This window comes from Scandinavium goeteborgense (assembly GCF_003935895.2).
Classification (GTDB): Bacteria; Pseudomonadota; Gammaproteobacteria; order Enterobacterales; family Enterobacteriaceae; genus Scandinavium; species Scandinavium goeteborgense.
The window spans coordinates 4,464,974-4,482,947 of the sequence record NZ_CP054058.1; the positions used below are offsets into that span (position 1 = coordinate 4,464,974).

17 protein-coding genes are annotated in these 17,974 nt (G+C 56.0%); 13 read left to right on the plus strand and 4 right to left on the minus strand.

Annotated elements, in window-relative coordinates; all coding sequences use genetic code 11:
- Positions 1 to 90: 90 nt before the first annotated feature.
- Complete coding sequence (gene cpxR / locus A8O29_RS22080; RefSeq protein ID WP_110511866.1) at positions 91 to 789, plus strand: envelope stress response regulator transcription factor CpxR; 699 nt, start codon at positions 91 to 93, stop codon at positions 787 to 789.
- On the plus strand, positions 786 to 2,159 hold the full coding sequence (gene cpxA / locus A8O29_RS22085; protein WP_133462432.1) for an envelope stress sensor histidine kinase CpxA: 1,374 nt from the start codon (positions 786 to 788) through the stop codon (positions 2,157 to 2,159). Before cpxR ends, cpxA begins: the two co-directional genes overlap by 4 nt.
- 130 nt (positions 2,160 to 2,289) lie before the next feature.
- Here the strand turns inward: cpxA and yiiM are convergent, their stop codons facing one another.
- On the minus strand, positions 2,290 to 2,964 hold the full coding sequence (yiiM, locus tag A8O29_RS22090) for a 6-hydroxyaminopurine reductase (RefSeq protein WP_125353099.1): 675 nt from the start codon (positions 2,962 to 2,964) through the stop codon (positions 2,290 to 2,292).
- A gap of 145 nt (positions 2,965 to 3,109) precedes the next feature.
- Here yiiM and A8O29_RS22095 point away from each other — a divergent pair, with 145 nt between their 5' ends.
- On the plus strand, positions 3,110 to 4,003 hold the full coding sequence (locus A8O29_RS22095; protein WP_125353097.1) for a dihydrodipicolinate synthase family protein: 894 nt from the start codon (positions 3,110 to 3,112) through the stop codon (positions 4,001 to 4,003).
- 68 nt (positions 4,004 to 4,071) lie between these two features.
- Here A8O29_RS22095 and sodA read toward each other — a convergent pair whose 3' ends face one another.
- Positions 4,072 to 4,692 carry a superoxide dismutase [Mn] gene (gene sodA, locus A8O29_RS22100; RefSeq protein ID WP_125353096.1) on the minus strand — a complete coding sequence of 207 codons (621 nt, stop codon included), beginning with the start codon at positions 4,690 to 4,692 and terminating at the stop codon, positions 4,072 to 4,074.
- A 286-nt stretch (positions 4,693 to 4,978) separates the two neighbouring features.
- Between sodA and rhaT the strand changes: the two genes are divergently transcribed.
- On the plus strand, positions 4,979 to 6,013 hold the full coding sequence (gene rhaT, locus A8O29_RS22105) for an L-rhamnose/proton symporter RhaT (protein WP_125353094.1): 1,035 nt from the start codon (positions 4,979 to 4,981) through the stop codon (positions 6,011 to 6,013).
- Here the strand turns inward: rhaT and rhaR are convergent, their stop codons facing one another.
- Both rhaR and rhaS (A8O29_RS22115) read right to left on the minus strand, forming a co-directional pair.
- Positions 6,014 to 6,862 carry an HTH-type transcriptional activator RhaR gene (rhaR, locus tag A8O29_RS22110; RefSeq protein ID WP_125353093.1) on the minus strand — a complete coding sequence of 283 codons (849 nt, stop codon included), beginning with the start codon at positions 6,860 to 6,862 and terminating at the stop codon, positions 6,014 to 6,016.
- A 74-nt stretch (positions 6,863 to 6,936) separates the two neighbouring features.
- Complete coding sequence (gene rhaS / locus A8O29_RS22115) at positions 6,937 to 7,773, minus strand: HTH-type transcriptional activator RhaS (RefSeq protein ID WP_125353091.1); 837 nt, start codon at positions 7,771 to 7,773, stop codon at positions 6,937 to 6,939.
- A gap of 300 nt (positions 7,774 to 8,073) precedes the next feature.
- On the opposite strand from rhaS (A8O29_RS22115), the gene rhaB reads away from it, so the two are divergent.
- The 9 genes from rhaB to rhaM all read left to right on the plus strand — a co-directional run bounded on the left by rhaB (position 8,074) and on the right by rhaM (position 17,939).
- On the plus strand, positions 8,074 to 9,540 hold the full coding sequence (gene rhaB, locus A8O29_RS22120; protein WP_125353089.1) for a rhamnulokinase: 1,467 nt from the start codon (positions 8,074 to 8,076) through the stop codon (positions 9,538 to 9,540).
- On the plus strand, positions 9,537 to 10,796 hold the full coding sequence (gene rhaA, locus A8O29_RS22125) for an L-rhamnose isomerase (protein WP_125353087.1): 1,260 nt from the start codon (positions 9,537 to 9,539) through the stop codon (positions 10,794 to 10,796). The genes rhaB and rhaA overlap by 4 nt, the downstream gene beginning before the upstream one ends.
- Positions 10,797 to 10,894: 98 nt before the next feature.
- Positions 10,895 to 11,725 carry a rhamnulose-1-phosphate aldolase gene (rhaD, locus tag A8O29_RS22130; protein ID WP_125353085.1) on the plus strand — a complete coding sequence of 277 codons (831 nt, stop codon included), beginning with the start codon at positions 10,895 to 10,897 and terminating at the stop codon, positions 11,723 to 11,725.
- Between the two features lie 94 nt (positions 11,726 to 11,819).
- Positions 11,820 to 12,806 carry a rhamnose ABC transporter substrate-binding protein gene (gene rhaS / locus A8O29_RS22135; protein ID WP_110511877.1) on the plus strand — a complete coding sequence of 329 codons (987 nt, stop codon included), beginning with the start codon at positions 11,820 to 11,822 and terminating at the stop codon, positions 12,804 to 12,806.
- A 100-nt stretch (positions 12,807 to 12,906) separates the two neighbouring features.
- Positions 12,907 to 14,418, plus strand: coding sequence for a sugar ABC transporter ATP-binding protein (locus A8O29_RS22140; RefSeq protein ID WP_125353083.1), 1,512 nt, complete (start codon positions 12,907 to 12,909; stop codon positions 14,416 to 14,418).
- The gene (locus A8O29_RS22145) at positions 14,418 to 15,422 is read left to right on the plus strand and encodes an ABC transporter permease (RefSeq protein ID WP_125353081.1); all 1,005 of its coding nucleotides are present in this window, start codon (positions 14,418 to 14,420) and stop codon (positions 15,420 to 15,422) included. The genes A8O29_RS22140 and A8O29_RS22145 overlap by 1 nt, the downstream gene beginning before the upstream one ends.
- Entirely contained in the window at positions 15,419 to 16,423 is a 1,005-nt protein-coding gene (locus A8O29_RS22150; RefSeq protein ID WP_125353079.1) for an ABC transporter permease, read from the plus strand. The genes A8O29_RS22145 and A8O29_RS22150 overlap by 4 nt, the downstream gene beginning before the upstream one ends.
- A gap of 56 nt (positions 16,424 to 16,479) precedes the next feature.
- Entirely contained in the window at positions 16,480 to 17,628 is a 1,149-nt protein-coding gene (gene fucO, locus A8O29_RS22155; protein WP_125353077.1) for a lactaldehyde reductase, read from the plus strand.
- Entirely contained in the window at positions 17,625 to 17,939 is a 315-nt protein-coding gene (gene rhaM, locus A8O29_RS22160) for an L-rhamnose mutarotase (protein ID WP_110511882.1), read from the plus strand. Before fucO ends, rhaM begins: the two co-directional genes overlap by 4 nt.
- The last annotated feature ends 35 nt before the right edge of the window (positions 17,940 to 17,974 follow it).

Here is a 17,974-nt window from a genome sequence, read left to right on the forward strand (position 1 = left end):
GCAAACATGCGTCAGGGGGTGTAAAACAACGTAAAGTCATGGATTAGCGAGCCTTGATGACGTAATTTCTGCCTCGGAGGTATTTAATTAATGAATAAAATCCTGTTAGTTGATGATGACCGGGAGCTCACCTCCCTGTTAAAGGAGCTGCTCGACATGGAAGGCTTCAATGTGCTGGTTGCCCACGATGGGGAACAGGCACTGGCGCTTTTGGATGACAGCATCGACCTGCTTTTGCTCGACGTAATGATGCCGAAGAAGAATGGCATTGATACCCTTAAAGAGCTGCGACAGACACACCAGACACCGGTCATTATGCTGACCGCACGCGGCAGCGAACTCGATCGTGTACTCGGCCTTGAGTTGGGCGCGGACGACTATCTGCCAAAGCCGTTTAATGACCGTGAACTGGTCGCCCGTATCCGCGCCATTCTGCGTCGTTCCCACTGGAGCGAACAGCAGCAAACCAGCGACACCAGTTCACCGAACTTAGAAGTCGATTCCCTGAGCCTTAATCCGGGCCGTCAGGAAGCAAGCTTCGATGGCACCACGCTGGAACTGACTGGCACCGAGTTCACGCTGCTTTACCTGCTGGCGCAACATCTCGGCCAGGTGGTTTCCCGTGAACATCTGAGCCAGGAAGTGCTGGGCAAACGCTTAACCCCGTTTGACCGCGCTATCGATATGCATATTTCCAACCTGCGCCGTAAATTGCCAGAGCGGAAAGATGGTCATCCATGGTTTAAAACCTTACGTGGCCGCGGCTATCTGATGGTGTCCGCTTCATGATAGGAAGTTTGACCGCACGCATCTTTGCCATTTTCTGGTTGACCCTGGCACTGGTGTTGATGCTGGTACTGATGTTGCCCAAGCTTGATTCGCGCCAGATGACAGAATTGATGGACAGCGAACAACGCCAAGGGCTGATGATTGAGCAGCACGTCGAAGTCGAACTGGCGAACGATCCGCCCAATGATTTGATGTGGTGGCGTCGGCTGTTTCGCGCCATCGACAAATGGGCGCCTCCGGGACAACGCCTTCTGCTGGTGACCAGCGAAGGCCGGGTGATCGGCGCAGAACGCAACGAAATGCAGATCATTCGTAACTTTATCGGTCAGTCCGATAACGCCGATCATCCGCAGAAAAAACGCTATGGCCGACTGGAAATGGTAGGGCCCTTCTCCGTTCGTGACGGAGAAGATAACTACCAGCTCTACCTGATTCGCCCGGCCAGCACCTCGCAATCTGATTTCATCAACCTGCTGTTTGACCGTCCGCTGCTGTTGCTGATTGTCACTATGCTGGTGAGTTCGCCGCTGCTGCTGTGGCTGGCGTGGAGTCTCGCCAAACCCGCACGTAAGCTGAAAAACGCCGCCGACGAAGTGGCTCAGGGCAACCTGCGTCAACATCCGGAGCTTGAATCCGGACCGCAGGAATTCCTCGCCGCCGGTTCCAGTTTTAACCAGATGGTGACGGCGCTCGAACGGATGATGACCGCCAATCAGCGCCTGCTTTCCGATATCTCCCATGAGCTGCGCACGCCGTTAACGCGCCTGCAATTAGGCACCGCGCTGCTACGTCGCCGCACAGGGGAAAGCAAAGAGCTGGAGCGCATCGAAATGGAAGCGCACCGCCTGGACAGCATGATCAATGACCTGCTGGTGATGTCGCGTAATCAGTCGAAAAATGCCCTGGTGAGCGAAAACCTGAAGGCAAATCAGCTTTGGAGTGAAGTGCTGGACAACGCCGCGTTTGAAGCGGAACAGATGGGCAAATCGTTCACCGTTGAATACCCGCCTGGCCCATGGCCGCTGTACGGTAACCCGAATGCGCTCGAGAGTGCGTTTGAGAATATCGTACGTAACGCGCTGCGCTACTCGCACACCAAAATATCGGTGAGTTTCTCGGTGGATAAAGACGGCATTACGATTAACGTCGATGATGACGGCCCGGGCGTCAGCCCAGAAGACAGAGAACAGATTTTCCGTCCGTTCTATCGCACCGACGAAGCCCGTGACCGTGAATCCGGCGGGACGGGTCTTGGCCTGGCGATTGTCGAAACCGCGATTCAGCAGCACCGCGGCTGGGTCAAAGCCGACGACAGCCCGCTGGGTGGTTTGCGGTTAACGCTGTGGCTGCCGTTGTACAAACGGGGTTGATTGCGAGACCCCTCTCCCTAACCCTCTCCCAAAGGGAGAGGGAATGGTTCAGACTGTGCCTTTGCATTCCCCCTCTCCCCGTGGGAGAGGGCCGGGGAGAGGGCCGGGGAGAGGGCATCAGACTACACTGCTACTTCCCCCACAACCGCCGTGAATTATCCTCGATATGCCCACTCAAGCGTCGCTTCTGCATCGTCCGCGTCCAGCTCACCGATAACCCCGCCGCCGACAGCAAACGGCGATACTCCTCATCGTCATAGGGCGTGTACCACGCAATCGCCGCAGCGTCATACACCGACACATCGCTCAGGCGCGAAACCAGTTCCAACGGCTGATCGCTCGACACCTTTCCCGCCAGAATCACACGATACAGCCAGCCCATCTTGCCGCTGCTTTGCATCAGGGAAGATATATCGCTAATGCCGAAATGATAATTGAGTTTAAAGCACGGCGAACGCGGCTGCGTGACCTGAATCAGCGCGTCTCCCCAACGGTATATATCGCCGATAAACACGTTTTTTTCCGTCAGCCCAACCGTCGATAAGTTCTCACCAAATGCTGGAGCGCAGAACAATTCTGCCTGCTCGGGAAACTCCTGCGCCCAGTCTGCGTAATGCTCGCGCGGATAATGGCACAGCGCGCGATCGGGACCGCCGTGAATTTTCTTTTCCGCCTGTTCATCGCCTATCAGGCCGCGTTCAGTCAGCTCAAGCTCGCCGTCCACCTGCAACTTTGCAATCGCGCTGGGGCGACTGCCCTCGTACTCCCGCACGCTGCCCACAAATACGTTTACCGGATATTGCATCTTCCCTCTCCTGTTCCCGACCCTCATTGCCACTATTTTGGCACGTAAACTGCGCAAAATGCGACATGCGTAAAGCCGTTGCTAAACGATTCATGTTATCCATTGGTTAAATTGAAACGGCATTTCACTATAAGGAGTTAACGACATGACCCAGCATCTTCGTTTCACCGGCGTCTGGTGCCCCTCAATTACCCCGATGGACAGTGAAGGACACATTGAATACGACGGGCTGAAACAGCATCTCGCCCGCCTCACCGACGCGCGTATCGACGTCATTCTACTGATGGGCAGCATTGGCGAATTCGCGTCGTTTTCGCTGGAAGAACGCTTAACACTTATCCGCAACGCGCGGGCGATGTCATCCCTGACGATGGTCGCCAACGTGTCATCCACCTGTCTCAGCGATGTTTTCCAGATGGCGCAGGTCGCTTACTCTTCTGGCTATGATGCGGTAATGGTGCTGCCGCCTTACTATTACGGCCAGACGGAAAATCAGGTGCTGAGCTATTTTCGGGAGATTGGTCAACGCCTGGAGGGTAAATGGTTCGCCTACAATTTCCCGGCGCGAACCGGTTGCGATATCACTCCCAAAATTGCCGCCACGCTTGCCGCTGAATTCCCGCACTTCGCGGGCATCAAGGACACGGTCGATTGCCAGTCGCACACCCGCAACATGATCCACGCCACCCAGGCCGTGCGCACCGATTTTGCCGTGCTCTCGGGCTACGACGAATACTTCATACCGAACTTGATGGCGGGCGGCGCAGGGGTGATTTCGGGGTTGAATAACGTCATGCCTGAGCTGTTTGTTCAGGCACGGGAGGCATGGCAGAAAGGCGATATCACCGGGCTGACGCACGCCCAACGGGAGATTGGCCGCTTCATGGCAATTTACGCCATCGGGGATGATTTCGTGACCACGATTAAAACCGTCGTGTCACGCAAGTTCGGTTACTCCACTCCCGTTTCGCGCAACGCGGGCGGGACGCTCAACGCAGAACAGCTGGCAACCGTTGACCGTCAGTTTGGCATTCGCTAAAAACAAAAAACCCCGCTAATCAGCGGGGTTTTAGTACTGCCAGAAGGCAACAAAGGCGAGGAGTCGTCTTATTTTTTAGCAGCGAAACGTGCAGCAGCTTCGTCCCAGTTCACCACGTCCCAGAATGCTTTGATGTAGTCCGGGCGACGGTTCTGGAATTTCAGGTAGTAAGCGTGTTCCCATACGTCCAGACCCAGGATTGGGAAACCGGAGGTGCCAGAAACAGCTTCACCCATCAACGGGGAATCCTGGTTAGCGGTAGAAACAACGGCCAGTTTGCCGTCTTTCAGTACCAGCCACGCCCAGCCAGAGCCGAAACGGGTAGCAGCAGCTTTCTCGAACTCTTCTTTGAATTTCTCAACGGAGCCGAAGGTGCTTTCGATAGCCGCTTTCAGGTCGCCCTGCAGAGTGGTACCGGTTTTCAGGCCTTTCCAGAACAGGCTGTGGTTTGCGTGACCGCCAGCGTTGTTACGCAGAACGTTTTTCTTGTCTGCTGGCAGCTGATCCAGTTTGGTGATCAGTTCTTCAACCGGCAGGTTAGCAAACTCAGGCAGGCTTTCCAGCGCAGCATTCGCGTTGTTCACATAGGCCTGGTGGTGTTTAGAGTGATGGATTTCCATCGTCTGCTTGTCGAAGTGCGGCTCAAGGGCATCGTACGCGTACGGCAGGGATGGCAGTGTATAGCTCATATTCATCTCCAATTATCATCGGGCGGCAGAGGTGTTACGCCGCGTAAGCAGTTGGTCCATTATAGTTAATTAAATGATATTGAAAATGTTTATCAATGCCGTAATTTTAATAAGGTTATAACTTTTGGGTATGTGGCTGATTTTGTGAGCCTGCTCAAGGGGAACACGCGCTTATTGCCAGATATGAGCCGTACACGGCAGCGGTCTGAAGGTTAATCAACTGACTGATTTTTATACTCCTTGCTTCAGATGAAAGTTTCATCGATGTAAAACATGAGGGTAAAAAATGAGTCACGCGATTACGATGGGAATTCTTTGGCATTTGATAGGTGCAGCCAGTGCAGCCTGTTTCTATGCCCCGTTTAAAAAGGTGAAAAATTGGTCCTGGGAAACCATGTGGGCTATCGGCGGTATTGTTTCCTGGCTCATCCTACCGTGGGCTATCAGCGCCATGCTGCTGCCGGATTTTTGGGCCTACTATCATTCCTTTAGTGCGTCCACGCTGCTGCCGGTATTTTTGTTCGGCGCGATGTGGGGCATCGGTAACATCAACTACGGCCTGACCATGCGCTATCTCGGCATGTCGATGGGCATTGGCATCGCTATCGGCATCACGCTTATCGTCGGAACGCTGATGACGCCAATCCTGAACGGTCAGTTCCACGTCCTGGTCGGCACCGAAGGCGGCCGAATGACGCTATTGGGCGTGCTGGTGGCGGTGATTGGCGTGGGCATCGTCACCCGTGCCGGTCAGCTGAAAGAACGCAAAATGGGTATCAAAGCCGAAGAGTTCAACCTGAAAAAAGGCCTGATTCTGGCGGTGATGTGCGGCATTTTCTCGGCGGGGATGTCCTTCGCTATGAACGCAGCCAAGCCAATGCATGAAGCGGCGGCCGCGCTCGGCGTCGATCCGTTATACGTGGCGCTGCCAAGCTACGTCATCATCATGGGCGGTGGCGCGGTGATTAACCTCGGCTTCTGCTTCTTCCGCCTGGCAACCAAGTCAAACCTGTCGGTAAAAGCAGACTTCTCAATAGCAAAATCGATGATCATCGGCAATATCCTGTTTTCAGCGCTTGCAGGCCTGATGTGGTATCTGCAATTCTTCTTCTACGCCTGGGGCCACGCCAGCATTCCGGCGCAGTATGACTATATGAGCTGGATGCTGCACATGAGTTTCTACGTGCTGTGCGGCGGAATGGTTGGGCTGATTTTGAAAGAGTGGAACAACGCCGGTCGTCGTCCGGTGGGTGTTCTGAGCCTGGGCTGCGTGGTGATTATCATCGCCGCGAATATCGTGGGCTTGGGCATGGCGAACTGATCACGCCGCGTTTTTATGCCGATGACGCCACTGCCCTGGCGTCATCCCCACTTCCCGGTTAAACACCACTGAAAAGTAGTTACTGTCCTCAAAGCCACAGTGCATGGCGATTTCCCCGATCATCAATTCAGAATGTCCCAGCAGATACTGCGCATGGCAGATGCGTAGCTGGCGCAGATAATGGTTGATGGTCATCCCCGTCTGGCTACGAAACTGCTGACGCAGCGTGCGTTCGCTACAGGCCTGCAGTTCACAGAAGGTATCCAACGCAAAAGGTCGATTCAGGCTCCCTGCCAGCGCAGTAAGCAGCTTATCAAGCAGCGCCTCGCTTTCAGTTGCCGCCAGGTTATCGGTGGCGTAGCGATGGCGGCGTAACGTCACCACTAACTGCGCAAACAGCAGTTCTGCCATGTCGTTCGAATGGGTGCAGGTTTTATGACTCTCCTGCTCAAGTGCGGTAATTACCTGTCGCGCCTGAGTCATGCCGCTACTCCCGATCCGCCAGTGCGGCGTCCAGTTCGTTCCATTCAGGCCAGGAATATGTGCCGCCCAGTCCAGGTTGAGCTTCAGCCGTTCGGGGCAATAAATAATATTCTGCAAAACCAGGTCGTTGACGGACGCATAAGAGTGTTTGTCTTCAGCGCGAATGTAGAACAGGTCGCCACGGGTGATGCGATACGGACGATCGTTGAGGATGTGCAGCCCGTTTCCTCGCCACACCAGCACCAGCTCGCAGAACTCATGCGTATGTTCCGCAAACACGTTTTGCGGATAGCGATCGGCCACCGCCACCGCTTGCTGCGGTGACGTAAAAAATTCAGCTTTTCGAAGAATGAGCGGAGCAGACACAGCAAAACCTTAATCAGCGGATAACCGATTATTATTAGCTGTTTTTACGGCAAAAAACGGTGACTGTTCTCGCGTTACTGAAGCACGGTGTCGCGCCCCTGGCGAATATCGCGCGGCGACCAGTTAAATTCGCGACGAAAAAGCGTCGAAAAATGGTTGCTGTCGCCGAAACCACAGCGAAATGCGATGTCTGTGACGCTTTCATCACCGTGTCGCAGCAGATGACGCGCTTTGGTCAGACGAATGCGGTTGAGATAACGCTGCGGTGTCATGCCGGTATGATGTTTGAGCTGGCGATGCAGCGTGCGCAGCGACAGCGAAAAGCGATCGGCAACCTCTTCCCAGCACACTTCATCGGCAAAATGGTCTTCCAGCCACGCCATCAGCAAATTCAGGCGCGCATCGTTATTGGTCGCCTCTGCCGCCAGACTGCCCTGGCGCAATTTCACCAACAGCTGCATAAACAGAATTTCGCGGTTGGCGATGGCGTGCATATCGTCCCCGCTATCGAGCGCTTCCATCTGTTGCACGACCTGCCGAACCTGCTGCAATACTGACTGATTCACCCGCCAGTGCGACGGATATACGCCATCCTGCTCCTGCGGTAGCAGCTGCTCCAGACCGGAGAGAAACCGGAACGCATCCGGGGAACGGTACAGCACGTTGGTCAGACACAAATTGTCAGTGTGCTCATACAGATGCCGGTCGTGATCGCGCACGAAACAGACCGTGCCGCCGGTGATGGTGTACGGCTGACCGTTAAATACGTGAATACCCGTGCCGTGTTCCACAATCACAATCTCATGAAAATCATGGTGGTGTTCCGGAAACTCAGCCTGTGGAAGCCGTGGCTCAATGGCAACAGGTGCATGTCCTGACGGAAAAAAATCCACGCTGTGCAGTACGGTCATAATGGCCCCACGAAATGAGAAAAGTTATCAGGATAATAAGCAGCCCCCGCCATTCTCACCTTGAAGTTTTGACAGCAAAGCACGCAAACCCTGTCCGTTTTTCAAGAAACGACAGGAAAAATCAGGAAATGGGCCCAGCGTCACACCCGCATGAAACGGGCTCATTACTGGAAAGTGTGATGCCTCTCACGTTCATCTTTGCTTTCTTGCCAGCCGCCTTTTGCCGCTGTCAGTAGTGAGAAGGTCGATTCGATGGCGCTCCTTCAGACTGTCCGTAATGACTATCAGAAGGATCTCCCCATGAGTTTTCGCCATTGTGTGGCGGTTGATTTAGGTGCCTCCAGCGGGCGCGTCATGCTGGCCAGTTACGACCGAAACAAACGGACCCTGGCGCTACGTGAAATCCACCGTTTTATGAATACGCTGCAGAAAGTGGACGGCACAGACTGCTGGGATATCGACAGTCTGGAAGCTGAAATCCGCTGCGGGCTGAAGAAAGTATGCGATGACGGCATTCTTATCGACAGCATCGGTATCGACACGTGGGGCGTGGATTTTGTGCTGCTGGATAAAGAAGGCCACCGCGTTGGCCTCCCGGTGTCCTATCGCGACAGCCGCACTCAGGGCGTGATGCAACGCGCTGAAACGCAGCTTGGACGCGCCGACATCTATCGCCGTAGCGGCATTCAATTCCTGCCATTCAACACGCTTTACCAGTTCCGCGCCTTAACCGAACAACAGCCAGACGTACTGACCAACGTCGCCCACGCGCTGCTGATCCCCGACTATTTCAGCTACCGCCTGACCGGCAAAATGAACTGGGAATACACCAACGCCACCACCACTCAAATGGTGAACATCAACACCGATAACTGGGATGGCGATCTGCTCAACTGGGCTGGTGCGCCGCGTGATTGGTTTGGCACGCCGACGCATCCTGGCAACGTTATCGGGCACTGGATTTGCCCGCTGGGGAATCAAATCCCGGTGGTCGCCGTCGCCAGCCACGATACCGCCAGTGCGGTAATTGCCTCGCCGCTGGCAGACAAACACGCGGCCTATCTCTCTTCCGGCACCTGGTCGCTGATGGGCTATGAAAGCAAAACGCCGTGTACCAGTGACATCGCGTTGGCGAACAACATCACCAACGAAGGCGGCGCGGAAAGTCGCTACCGGGTACTGAAAAACATCATGGGCCTGTGGCTGCTGCAGCGGGTGTTGAAAGAGCAAAACATCAGCGATATCGGGGCGTTAGTCGCCCAGACGCAGAAACTGCCCGCCTGTCAGTTCGTGATTAATCCGAACGATGACCGCTTCATTAATCCCGACAACATGAGCGCCGAAATTCAGGCCGCCTGCCGCGAAAGCGACCAGCCGGAGCCTGAAAGCGCCGCCGAACTGGCACGCTGTATTTTCGACAGCCTGGCGTTGCTGTATGCCCGCGTGCTGCACCAGCTCGCTGACCTTCACGGTCACCGCTTCTCACAGCTACACATCGTGGGTGGCGGTTGCCAGAACGAACTTCTTAATCAGCTCTGCGCCGACGCCTGCGGTATTTCGGTTATCGCCGGGCCGATTGAAGCCTCGACGCTGGGTAATATCGGCGTGCAGTTGATGACGCTTGATGAACTCAAAGACGTCGATGATTTTCGCAAGGTGGTGCGCGGCAACCACGCCCTCACCACGTTTAATCCGGATTCGAACAGTGAAATTGCCCGCTATGTCGCGCAGTTTCAGCCACAACAGACCAAGGAGCTTTGCGCATGACCACTCAACTTGAACAAGCCTGGGAACTGGCAAAACAACGTTATGCCACTGTAGGTGTCGACGTCGAGGAGGCACTGCGTCAACTTGATCGTCTGCCTGTCTCTATGCACTGCTGGCAGGGCGACGACGTGGCCGGGTTTGAAAATCCAGGCGGTGCGTTAACGGGTGGCATTCAGGCGACCGGCAACTATCCGGGCAAAGCGCGCAACGCCACTGAACTCCGTGCCGATCTGGAACAAGCCCTGAGCCTGATCCCGGGACCGAAACGCCTGAACCTGCATGCTATTTATCTGGAGTCCGAGACACCGGTTGGTCGCAATGAAATCAAACCGGAGCATTTCAAAAACTGGGTTGAGTGGGCGAAAACCAACAAACTGGGGCTGGATTTCAATCCGTCCTGCTTCTCGCACCCAATGAGCGCCGACGGCTTTACGCTGGCCCACGCCAACGATGAAATCCGCCAGTTCTGGATTGATCACTGCAAAGCCAGCCGCCGCGTATCCGCGTATTTCGGCGAGCAGTTGGGCACGCCGTCAGTGATGAACATCTGGATCCCGGATGGCATGAAGGACCTGACCGTCGACCGCTTAGCGCCGCGTCAGCGTCTGATGAACGCGCTGGATGAAATCATCAGCGAAAAACTGAGTCCGGCGCATCACATCGATGCGGTGGAAAGCAAACTGTTCGGTATCGGGGCGGAAAGCTACACCGTCGGCTCCAACGAGTTCTACATGGGTTACGCCACCAGCCGCCAGACCGCGCTGTGTCTGGACGCGGGTCACTTCCATCCGACCGAAGTGATTTCTGACAAAATTTCTGCGGCGATGCTGTTCGTACCGCGCCTGCTGCTGCACGTGAGCCGCCCGGTGCGCTGGGACAGCGACCACGTGGTGCTGCTGGATGACGAAACTCAGGCTATCGCCAGCGAAATCATCCGCCACAACCTGTTCGACCGCGTGCACATTGGACTCGATTTCTTCGACGCCTCGATTAACCGTATCGCCGCATGGGTGATTGGCACGCGCAACATGAAAAAAGCCCTGCTGCGCGCCCTGCTGGAACCGACGGCGGAACTGCGTCAGCTGGAACTCGATGGCGATTACACCGCGCGTCTGGCGCTGCTCGAAGAGCAGAAATGCCTGCCGTGGCAGGCGGTATGGGAAATGTATTGCCAACGTCACGATGCGCCTGCGGGCAGCCAGTGGCTCGACAACGTTCGCGCTTACGAAAAAGACGTTTTAGCGAAGCGTAAATAAAAGAGATGCCCGGCGGCGCGTTGCTTGCCGGGACTACGCGTTACAGGTAGGCCGGGTAAGCGCAGCGGCACCCGGCGATTTGAAGGAAAAGAGACATTATGCACACCATTACCGATTCCTGGTTCGTCCAGGGCATGATCAAAGCCACCACTGATGCCTGGCTGAAAGGCTGGGACGAACGCAACGGCGGCAACCTGACCCTGCGCCTCGACGACGCCGATATCGCGCCGTTCGAAGCGGATTTCCACACGAAGCCGCGCTATATCGCCCTGAGCCAGCCGATGCCTGCTCTGGCGAATACGCCGTTTATCGTCACCGGTTCCGGCAAATTCTTCCGCAACGTGCAACTCGATCCGACCGCCAATTTAGGCGTGGTGAAAGTGGACAGCGACGGCGCGGGCTACCACATTCTTTGGGGGCTGACGCACGAAGCGGTGCCAACCTCTGAGCTGCCAGCGCACTTCCTTTCCCATTGCGAACGCATCAAGGCGACCAATGGCAAAGACCGCGTGATCATGCACTGTCATGCCACCAACCTGATTGCCCTGACTTACGTGCTGGAAAACGACACGGACCTCATCACCCGCAAACTGTGGGAAGGCAGCACCGAGTGTCTGGTGGTATTCCCGGATGGCGTCGGCATTTTGCCGTGGATGGTGCCGGGTACCGATGAAATCGGCCAGGCAACCGCCACTGAAATGCAGAAGCACTCGCTGGTCTTATGGCCATTCCATGGCGTGTTCGGCAGCGGCCCGACGCTTGATGAAGCGTTTGGCTTAATTGATACCGCCGAGAAATCGGCAGAAGTTCTGGTGAAGGTCTACTCGATGGGCGGCATGAAACAGACCATCACCCGAGAAGAACTGATTGCACTCGGAAAACGTTTTGACGTGACCCCGATGGCATCAGCATTAGCGCTTTACGCATAACAGTTTACCGATAACAACATCGCGCCCCGCTCATTGAGACGGGGCGAACACACACCTGCAATCCCTACAACTAACTCGAAGTGGAGTAAAAGCAATGAAAATAAAACTAAGCTTGATCCTCACCGTTGCCGCACTGGCGTTTTCCGGTTCTGCTTTAGCTGAAGTCAAAATCGCCCTCGTGGCAAAATCGCTGGGAAATGGATTTTTTGAAGCAGCCAACGTTGGCGCGCAGGAAGCGGCAAAAGAGTTAGGTGACGTAAAAGTCATTTATACCGGGCCTACAACCACCACCGCTGAAGCACAGATCGAAGTGCTGAACGGGTTGATCGCCCAGGGCGTCGATGCGATCGCTATTTCCGCCAACGATCCGGATGCATTAGTGCCAGTGCTGAAAAAAGCGATGCAGCGTGGGATTAAAGTGGTCTCGTGGGATTCCGGCGTGGCCCAAGCTGGCCGTCAGATCCACCTGAATCCTTCCAATAACGCGCTGATCGGCGAAACCAACGTCAAGCTGGCCGCCGATGCGCTGAAAGCATTGAATGTCGACAAAGGCGATGTCGCGATTCTGAGCGCAACACCCACCTCCACCAACCAGAACATCTGGATTGCGGAGATGAAAAAAGTGCTGCCGCAATATCCGTCGATTAATCTGGTGACGGTCGCTTACGGCGATGACCTCTCCGATAAAAGCTACCGCGAAGCGGTCGGTTTGCTGAAAACCTATCCTGACCTGAAAGTCATTGTGTCGCCGTCGTCCGTTGGCATCGTGGCCGCGGCGCAGGCAGTAAAAGATCAGGGCAAAATCGGCAAAGTCTACGTGACCGGTCTGGGCCTGCCGTCTGAAATGGCGGGGGCAATCAAATCCGGCGCCAGCAAAAGCTTTGCTATCTGGAACCCTATCGATCTGGGCTATGCGGCTACGTACTTAGCGGACGATCTGGTCAAAGGCAGCGCCACCAAAACCGAAGCGAGCATGGGTAAACTCGGCAAAGTCACGCTGGATGCCGACGGCAACGGCGCGATGGCGAAGCCCTTCGTTTACGATGCCAGCAACATTGATAAGTTCTCCAAAATTTTCTGATGTGTTTTGTAGGCCGGATAAGCGTAGCGCCATCCGGCAACACGGCGGGTGGCGCTGGCGCTTACCCGCCCTACAAGGCTCCTATTGATGGAGAACGCCCATGAACGAATCCACCCCATTGCTCCAACTCACGGGCATCAGCAAATTCTTCCCCGGCGTGCGCGCCCTGGAGAATGTGCAACTGAGCCTGTGGCCCGGAAAAGTCACCGCGCTGATTGGCGAAAACGGTGCCGGAAAGTCCACGCTGGTCAAAGTGATGACCGGTATTTATCAGCCCGACGAGGGCGACATTCTCTATAAAGCCATCCCCATTCAGCTGCCCACGCCGGACTCAGCCCACAAAGTGGGTATCACCGCGATTCATCAGGAGACCGTACTGTTCGATGAGCTGTCAGTCACCGAAAACATTTTCGCTGGGCAGTACGTCTGTAAGGGCTTCCTGAAGAAACTCGACTGGCCGGAAATGCACCGTCGTGCCCAGGCGCTGCTCTCGCGACTCGAAGTGCAGATTGACCCACGCGCCACGCTGAAAACGTTGAGTATCGCCCAGCGGCATATGGTCGCTATTGCACGCGCGCTGTCGTTTGACGCGCAGGTGGTGATTCTCGACGAACCGACGGCGGCCCTGTCTCAGCATGAAATTCTGGAGTTTTATCAAATTGTTGAGCGCCTGAAACAGGACGGCAAAGCCATTCTGTTTATCTCGCACAAGTTCGACGAAATCTTCGAGCTGGCGGATCACTACACCATTCTGCGCGATGGCGTATTCGTCGGCGCAGGCAACATCCATGACATCACCGAAGAACGAATGGTGTCGATGATGGTGGGTCGCGCCATTACCCAGACCTTCCCGAAAGTGGCATGCGAACCCGGCGACACGGTGCTGGAAGTCAAAGACCTGTGCCATCCAACTGAATTCGCGCATATCAATTTCAGCCTGCGCAAAGGTGAAATCCTCGGCTTTTACGGCCTGGTCGGCGCCGGACGTACCGAGCTGATGCAAGCGCTGTCTGGCGTGACGCAGCCATCCTCCGGCGAAATTATTCTGAACGGCCAGACCGTGCACTTCCGCCAGCCCGCCGACGCTATTCAGGCCGGGATTGTTTGCGTGCCGGAAGAACGGCAAAAACAGGGGGCGATCATTGCGCTGCCTATCGCGCAAAACATCAGTCTGCCGCAGTTGCGGAAACTCAACCCGAACGGTGTTTTGCACGACGAAAGGGAATGGAAACTCGCGGACGACTATGCCAAACGCTTGCAGGTGAAAGCCTCCAGCTGGCGTCAGGCGGTGGAAACGCTCTCCGGCGGTAATCAACAAAAAGTGGTGATCGGCAAATGGCTCGCCACGCAACCCGAGGTCATCATCCTCGACGAGCCGACAAAAGGCATTGATATCGGCTCGAAGGCCGCCGTGCATCAGTTCATGTCTGAGCTGGTGGGACAAGGCCTGGCGGTGATCATGGTGTCATCCGAACTGCCCGAAGTGATGGGCATGGCGGACCGCATCATCGTGATGCACGAAGGTCTGATGGTCGCGGAATACCGCGCAGGCGATGCGACGGCGGAAGTTATCGTCAGCGCCGCCAGCGGTGCAGGCAGGGAGGCGGCGTAATGTTGAAATCTCTGCTTAAACACCGCGAAGCCCTGCTGGCTGCGGTGATTGTGCTGTTGGTCGCTGCCATCGGCAGCCGCACGCCGTCGTTCATCGCCCCGGGTAATCTGGTGGAAATGTTCAACGACACGGCGATCCTGATCATTCTCGCCCTCGGCCAGATGATGGTGCTGCTGACCAAAGGCATCGACCTGTCGATGGCCGCCAATCTGGCGCTTACCGGCATGATTGTGGCGCTGCTCAATTTCCATCATCCAGACATTCCGGTGGTTGCACTGCTGGCGCTGGCTACCTTGCTCGGTCTGCTGATGGGCATCATCAACGGGCTGCTGGTGTGGAAAATGGGTATTCCGGCGATTGTGGTGACGCTAGGCACAATGAGCATTTATCGCGGGATTATTTTTCTGCTGTCCAACGGCGGCTGGGTGAACTCCAACCAGATGAGCGCCGATTTTCTCGGCCTGCCGCGCGCCGCTTTGCTCGGGCTTCCGGTGCTGAGCTGGTGCGCCATCGCCGCGCTGTTTGTGGTCGGCTATTTCCTGCGCTACAGCCGGACGGGGCGTTCACTTTACACCGCAGGCGGCAACGCCACGGCGGCGTATTACACCGGCATCAACGCCGGAAAAATGCAGTTCATCAGCTTCTGCCTCTCTGGCGCGCTCGCCGGTTTCTGCGGCTATTTATGGATTTCACGCTTTGCGGTGGCATACGTCGATGTCGCCAACGGCTTTGAGTTGCAAGTTGTTGCCGCTTGCGTAATCGGCGGGATCAGCACCATGGGCGGCACCGGGCGCGTGCTCGGCTGCCTGTTCGGCGCGCTTTTCCTCGGCGTTATCAACAATGCGCTACCGGTTATCGGCGTCTCGCCGTTCTGGCAGATGGCGATTTCCGGTGCGGTGATTGTGATTGCGGTGGTGCTCAACGAGCGCGGCAACAAGCGCAAAGGCCGCCTCATCCTGCGCGATGCGGCGCTGGCCCGGCAAAAATTGGCGGTGAAATCATGAGCAAAATGCTGACTTCAGAAGCTGTGCAAAACGCGTCGCCCGCCCCGTCATTTTTCCAGCGCCTGGCGTGCTGGGAAGGCTTTTTGCTGGCGGTCACCCTGGCGGTGTTTGTGGTGAACGCGTTCGCCTCGCCTTACTTTCTGAACATCTGGAACCTGTCGGATGCCACCTTCAACTTCACCGAAAAAGCGATCATCGTGTTGCCGATGGCGATGCTGATCATCGCCCGTGAAATTGACCTGTCGGTGGCGGCGATCATCGCGTTGAGTTCCACGGCAATGGGCTTTTGCGCCGTGGCGGGGATGGATACACCGCTGTTGGTGTGCGTGGGGTTGGGCGTGGGCGTGCTGTGTGGATTGGTGAACGGGCTGCTGGTCACCCGGCTGAACCTCTCTTCCATCGTGATTACCATCGGCACCATGAGCCTGTTCCGTGGCATTTCCTACATTTTGCTCGGCGATCAGGCGCTGAACCAGTACCCGGCGAGTTTCGCGTGGTTCGGTCAGGGCTACGTCTGGGGTGCACTGTCATTTGAGTTCACGCTGTTTATCGTGCTCGCCGCAGTGTTCACTTTCGTGTTGCACAAAACCAACTTTGGTCGCCGCACGTTTGCGATTGGCAATAACCCGACCGGGGCGTGGTTTTCGGGCATTAACGTCAAGCGCCACAACCTGATGCTGTTCGTGCTGGTCGGGCTGATGTCCGGCCTTGCGGCGGTGCTGCTGACGTCGCGTCTGGGCAGCACGCGGCCGACCATCGCGCTCGGTTGGGAATTATCAGTGGTGACGATGGCAGTGCTCGGTGGGGTCAATATTCTTGGCGGTTCCGGCAGCATGGTCGGCGTGATTATTGCCGCCTTCCTGATGGGGCTGGTGACCTTTGGCCTGAGCCTGCTTAACGTGCCTGGCATCGTAATGTCGATCATCATCGGCGCGATGCTGATCGTAGTGATTTCCCTGCCGATTATTGCGCGCAGAATCATGGCGCGAAGACGGAATTAACGCCGGTTGGCAGGTGCCAACCGGCAGTAAAATCAGCAATATTAAGGAGAATAAGCATGAGTTTTATGTTGGCACTGCCGAAAATCAGCCTGCATGGCGCGGGCGCAATCGGGGATATGGTCAATCTGGTGGCGGGAAAACAATGGGGTAAAGCGTTGATTGTTACCGACGGACAGCTGGTAAAAATGGGACTGCTCGATTCCCTGTTTACCGCGCTGGATGCGCACCAGTTGTCTTATCATCTGTTCGATGACGTGTTCCCTAACCCAACGGAAGCGCTGGTACAGAAGGGTTTCCAGGCTTACCAGGATGCTAATTGTGATTACCTGATTGCCTTCGGCGGCGGTAGCCCGATCGACACCGCCAAAGCGATTAAAATCCTCACCGCCAACCCGGGGCCGTCGACGAGCTATTCCGGCGTCGGCAAAGTCAAAAACCCGGGCGTACCGCTGGTAGCGATTAACACCACCGCCGGAACCGCCGCCGAGATGACCAGCAACGCGGTGATCATCGACAGTGAGCTCCAGGTGAAAGAAGTCATTATCGATTCGAACATCATCCCGGATATCGCCGTGGACGATGCCAGCGTGATGCTGGATATTCCAGCTTCTGTGACAGCCGCCACCGGCATGGATGCACTCACTCACGCCATCGAAGCCTTTGTGTCCGTGGGCGCACATCCACTCACCGATGCCAACGCACTGGAAGCCATTCGCCTGATTACGTTGTGGCTGCCGGAAGCGGTCGAAAACGGTCACAGCCTTGAAGCACGTGAACAGATGGCGTTCGGTCAGTATCTGGCGGGCATGGCGTTTAACAGCGCCGGTCTCGGTCTGGTTCACGCGCTGGCGCACCAGCCGGGGGCGACGCATAATTTGCCGCACGGCGTGTGCAATGCCATTCTGCTGCCAATCATCGAAAACTTTAACCGTCCAAATGCTGTTCCGCGTTTTGCCCGCGTAGCTCACGCCATGGGCGTCGACACCCGGGGCATGAGCGACGAAGCGGCGAGCATGGCCGCGATTAAGGCGATCCGTGATCTCAGCACCCGCGTCGGCATTCCGTCCGGCTTCAGCCAGCTCGGCGTCACCAAAGCCGATATCGAAGGGTGGCTGGATAAAGCCCTCGCTGACCCATGTGCACCGTGCAATCCGCGTACCGCCAGCCGCGACGAGGTTCGCGAGCTCTATCTGGAGGCATTATGATCCGTAAAGCGTTTGTCATGCAGGTTCACCCGCATACACACGAAGAATATGAACGTCGCCATAACCCGATCTGGCCTGAGCTGGAAGCGGTGCTAAAAGCGCATGGCGCGCACCATTACGCCATTTATCTCGACAAGGCCCGCAACCTGCTGTTTGCGACGGTCGAAATCGAATCGGAAGAGCGCTGGGATGCCGTAGCCAACACCGATGTGTGTCAGCGCTGGTGGAAATTCATGGGTGAAGTGATGCCGTCGAATCCGGACCACAGCCCGGTGAGCGCGGAGCTGAAAGAAGTGTTCTGGTTGGAATAAAAATGAAAAGCGCCTGATAACAGGCGCTTTTTTTG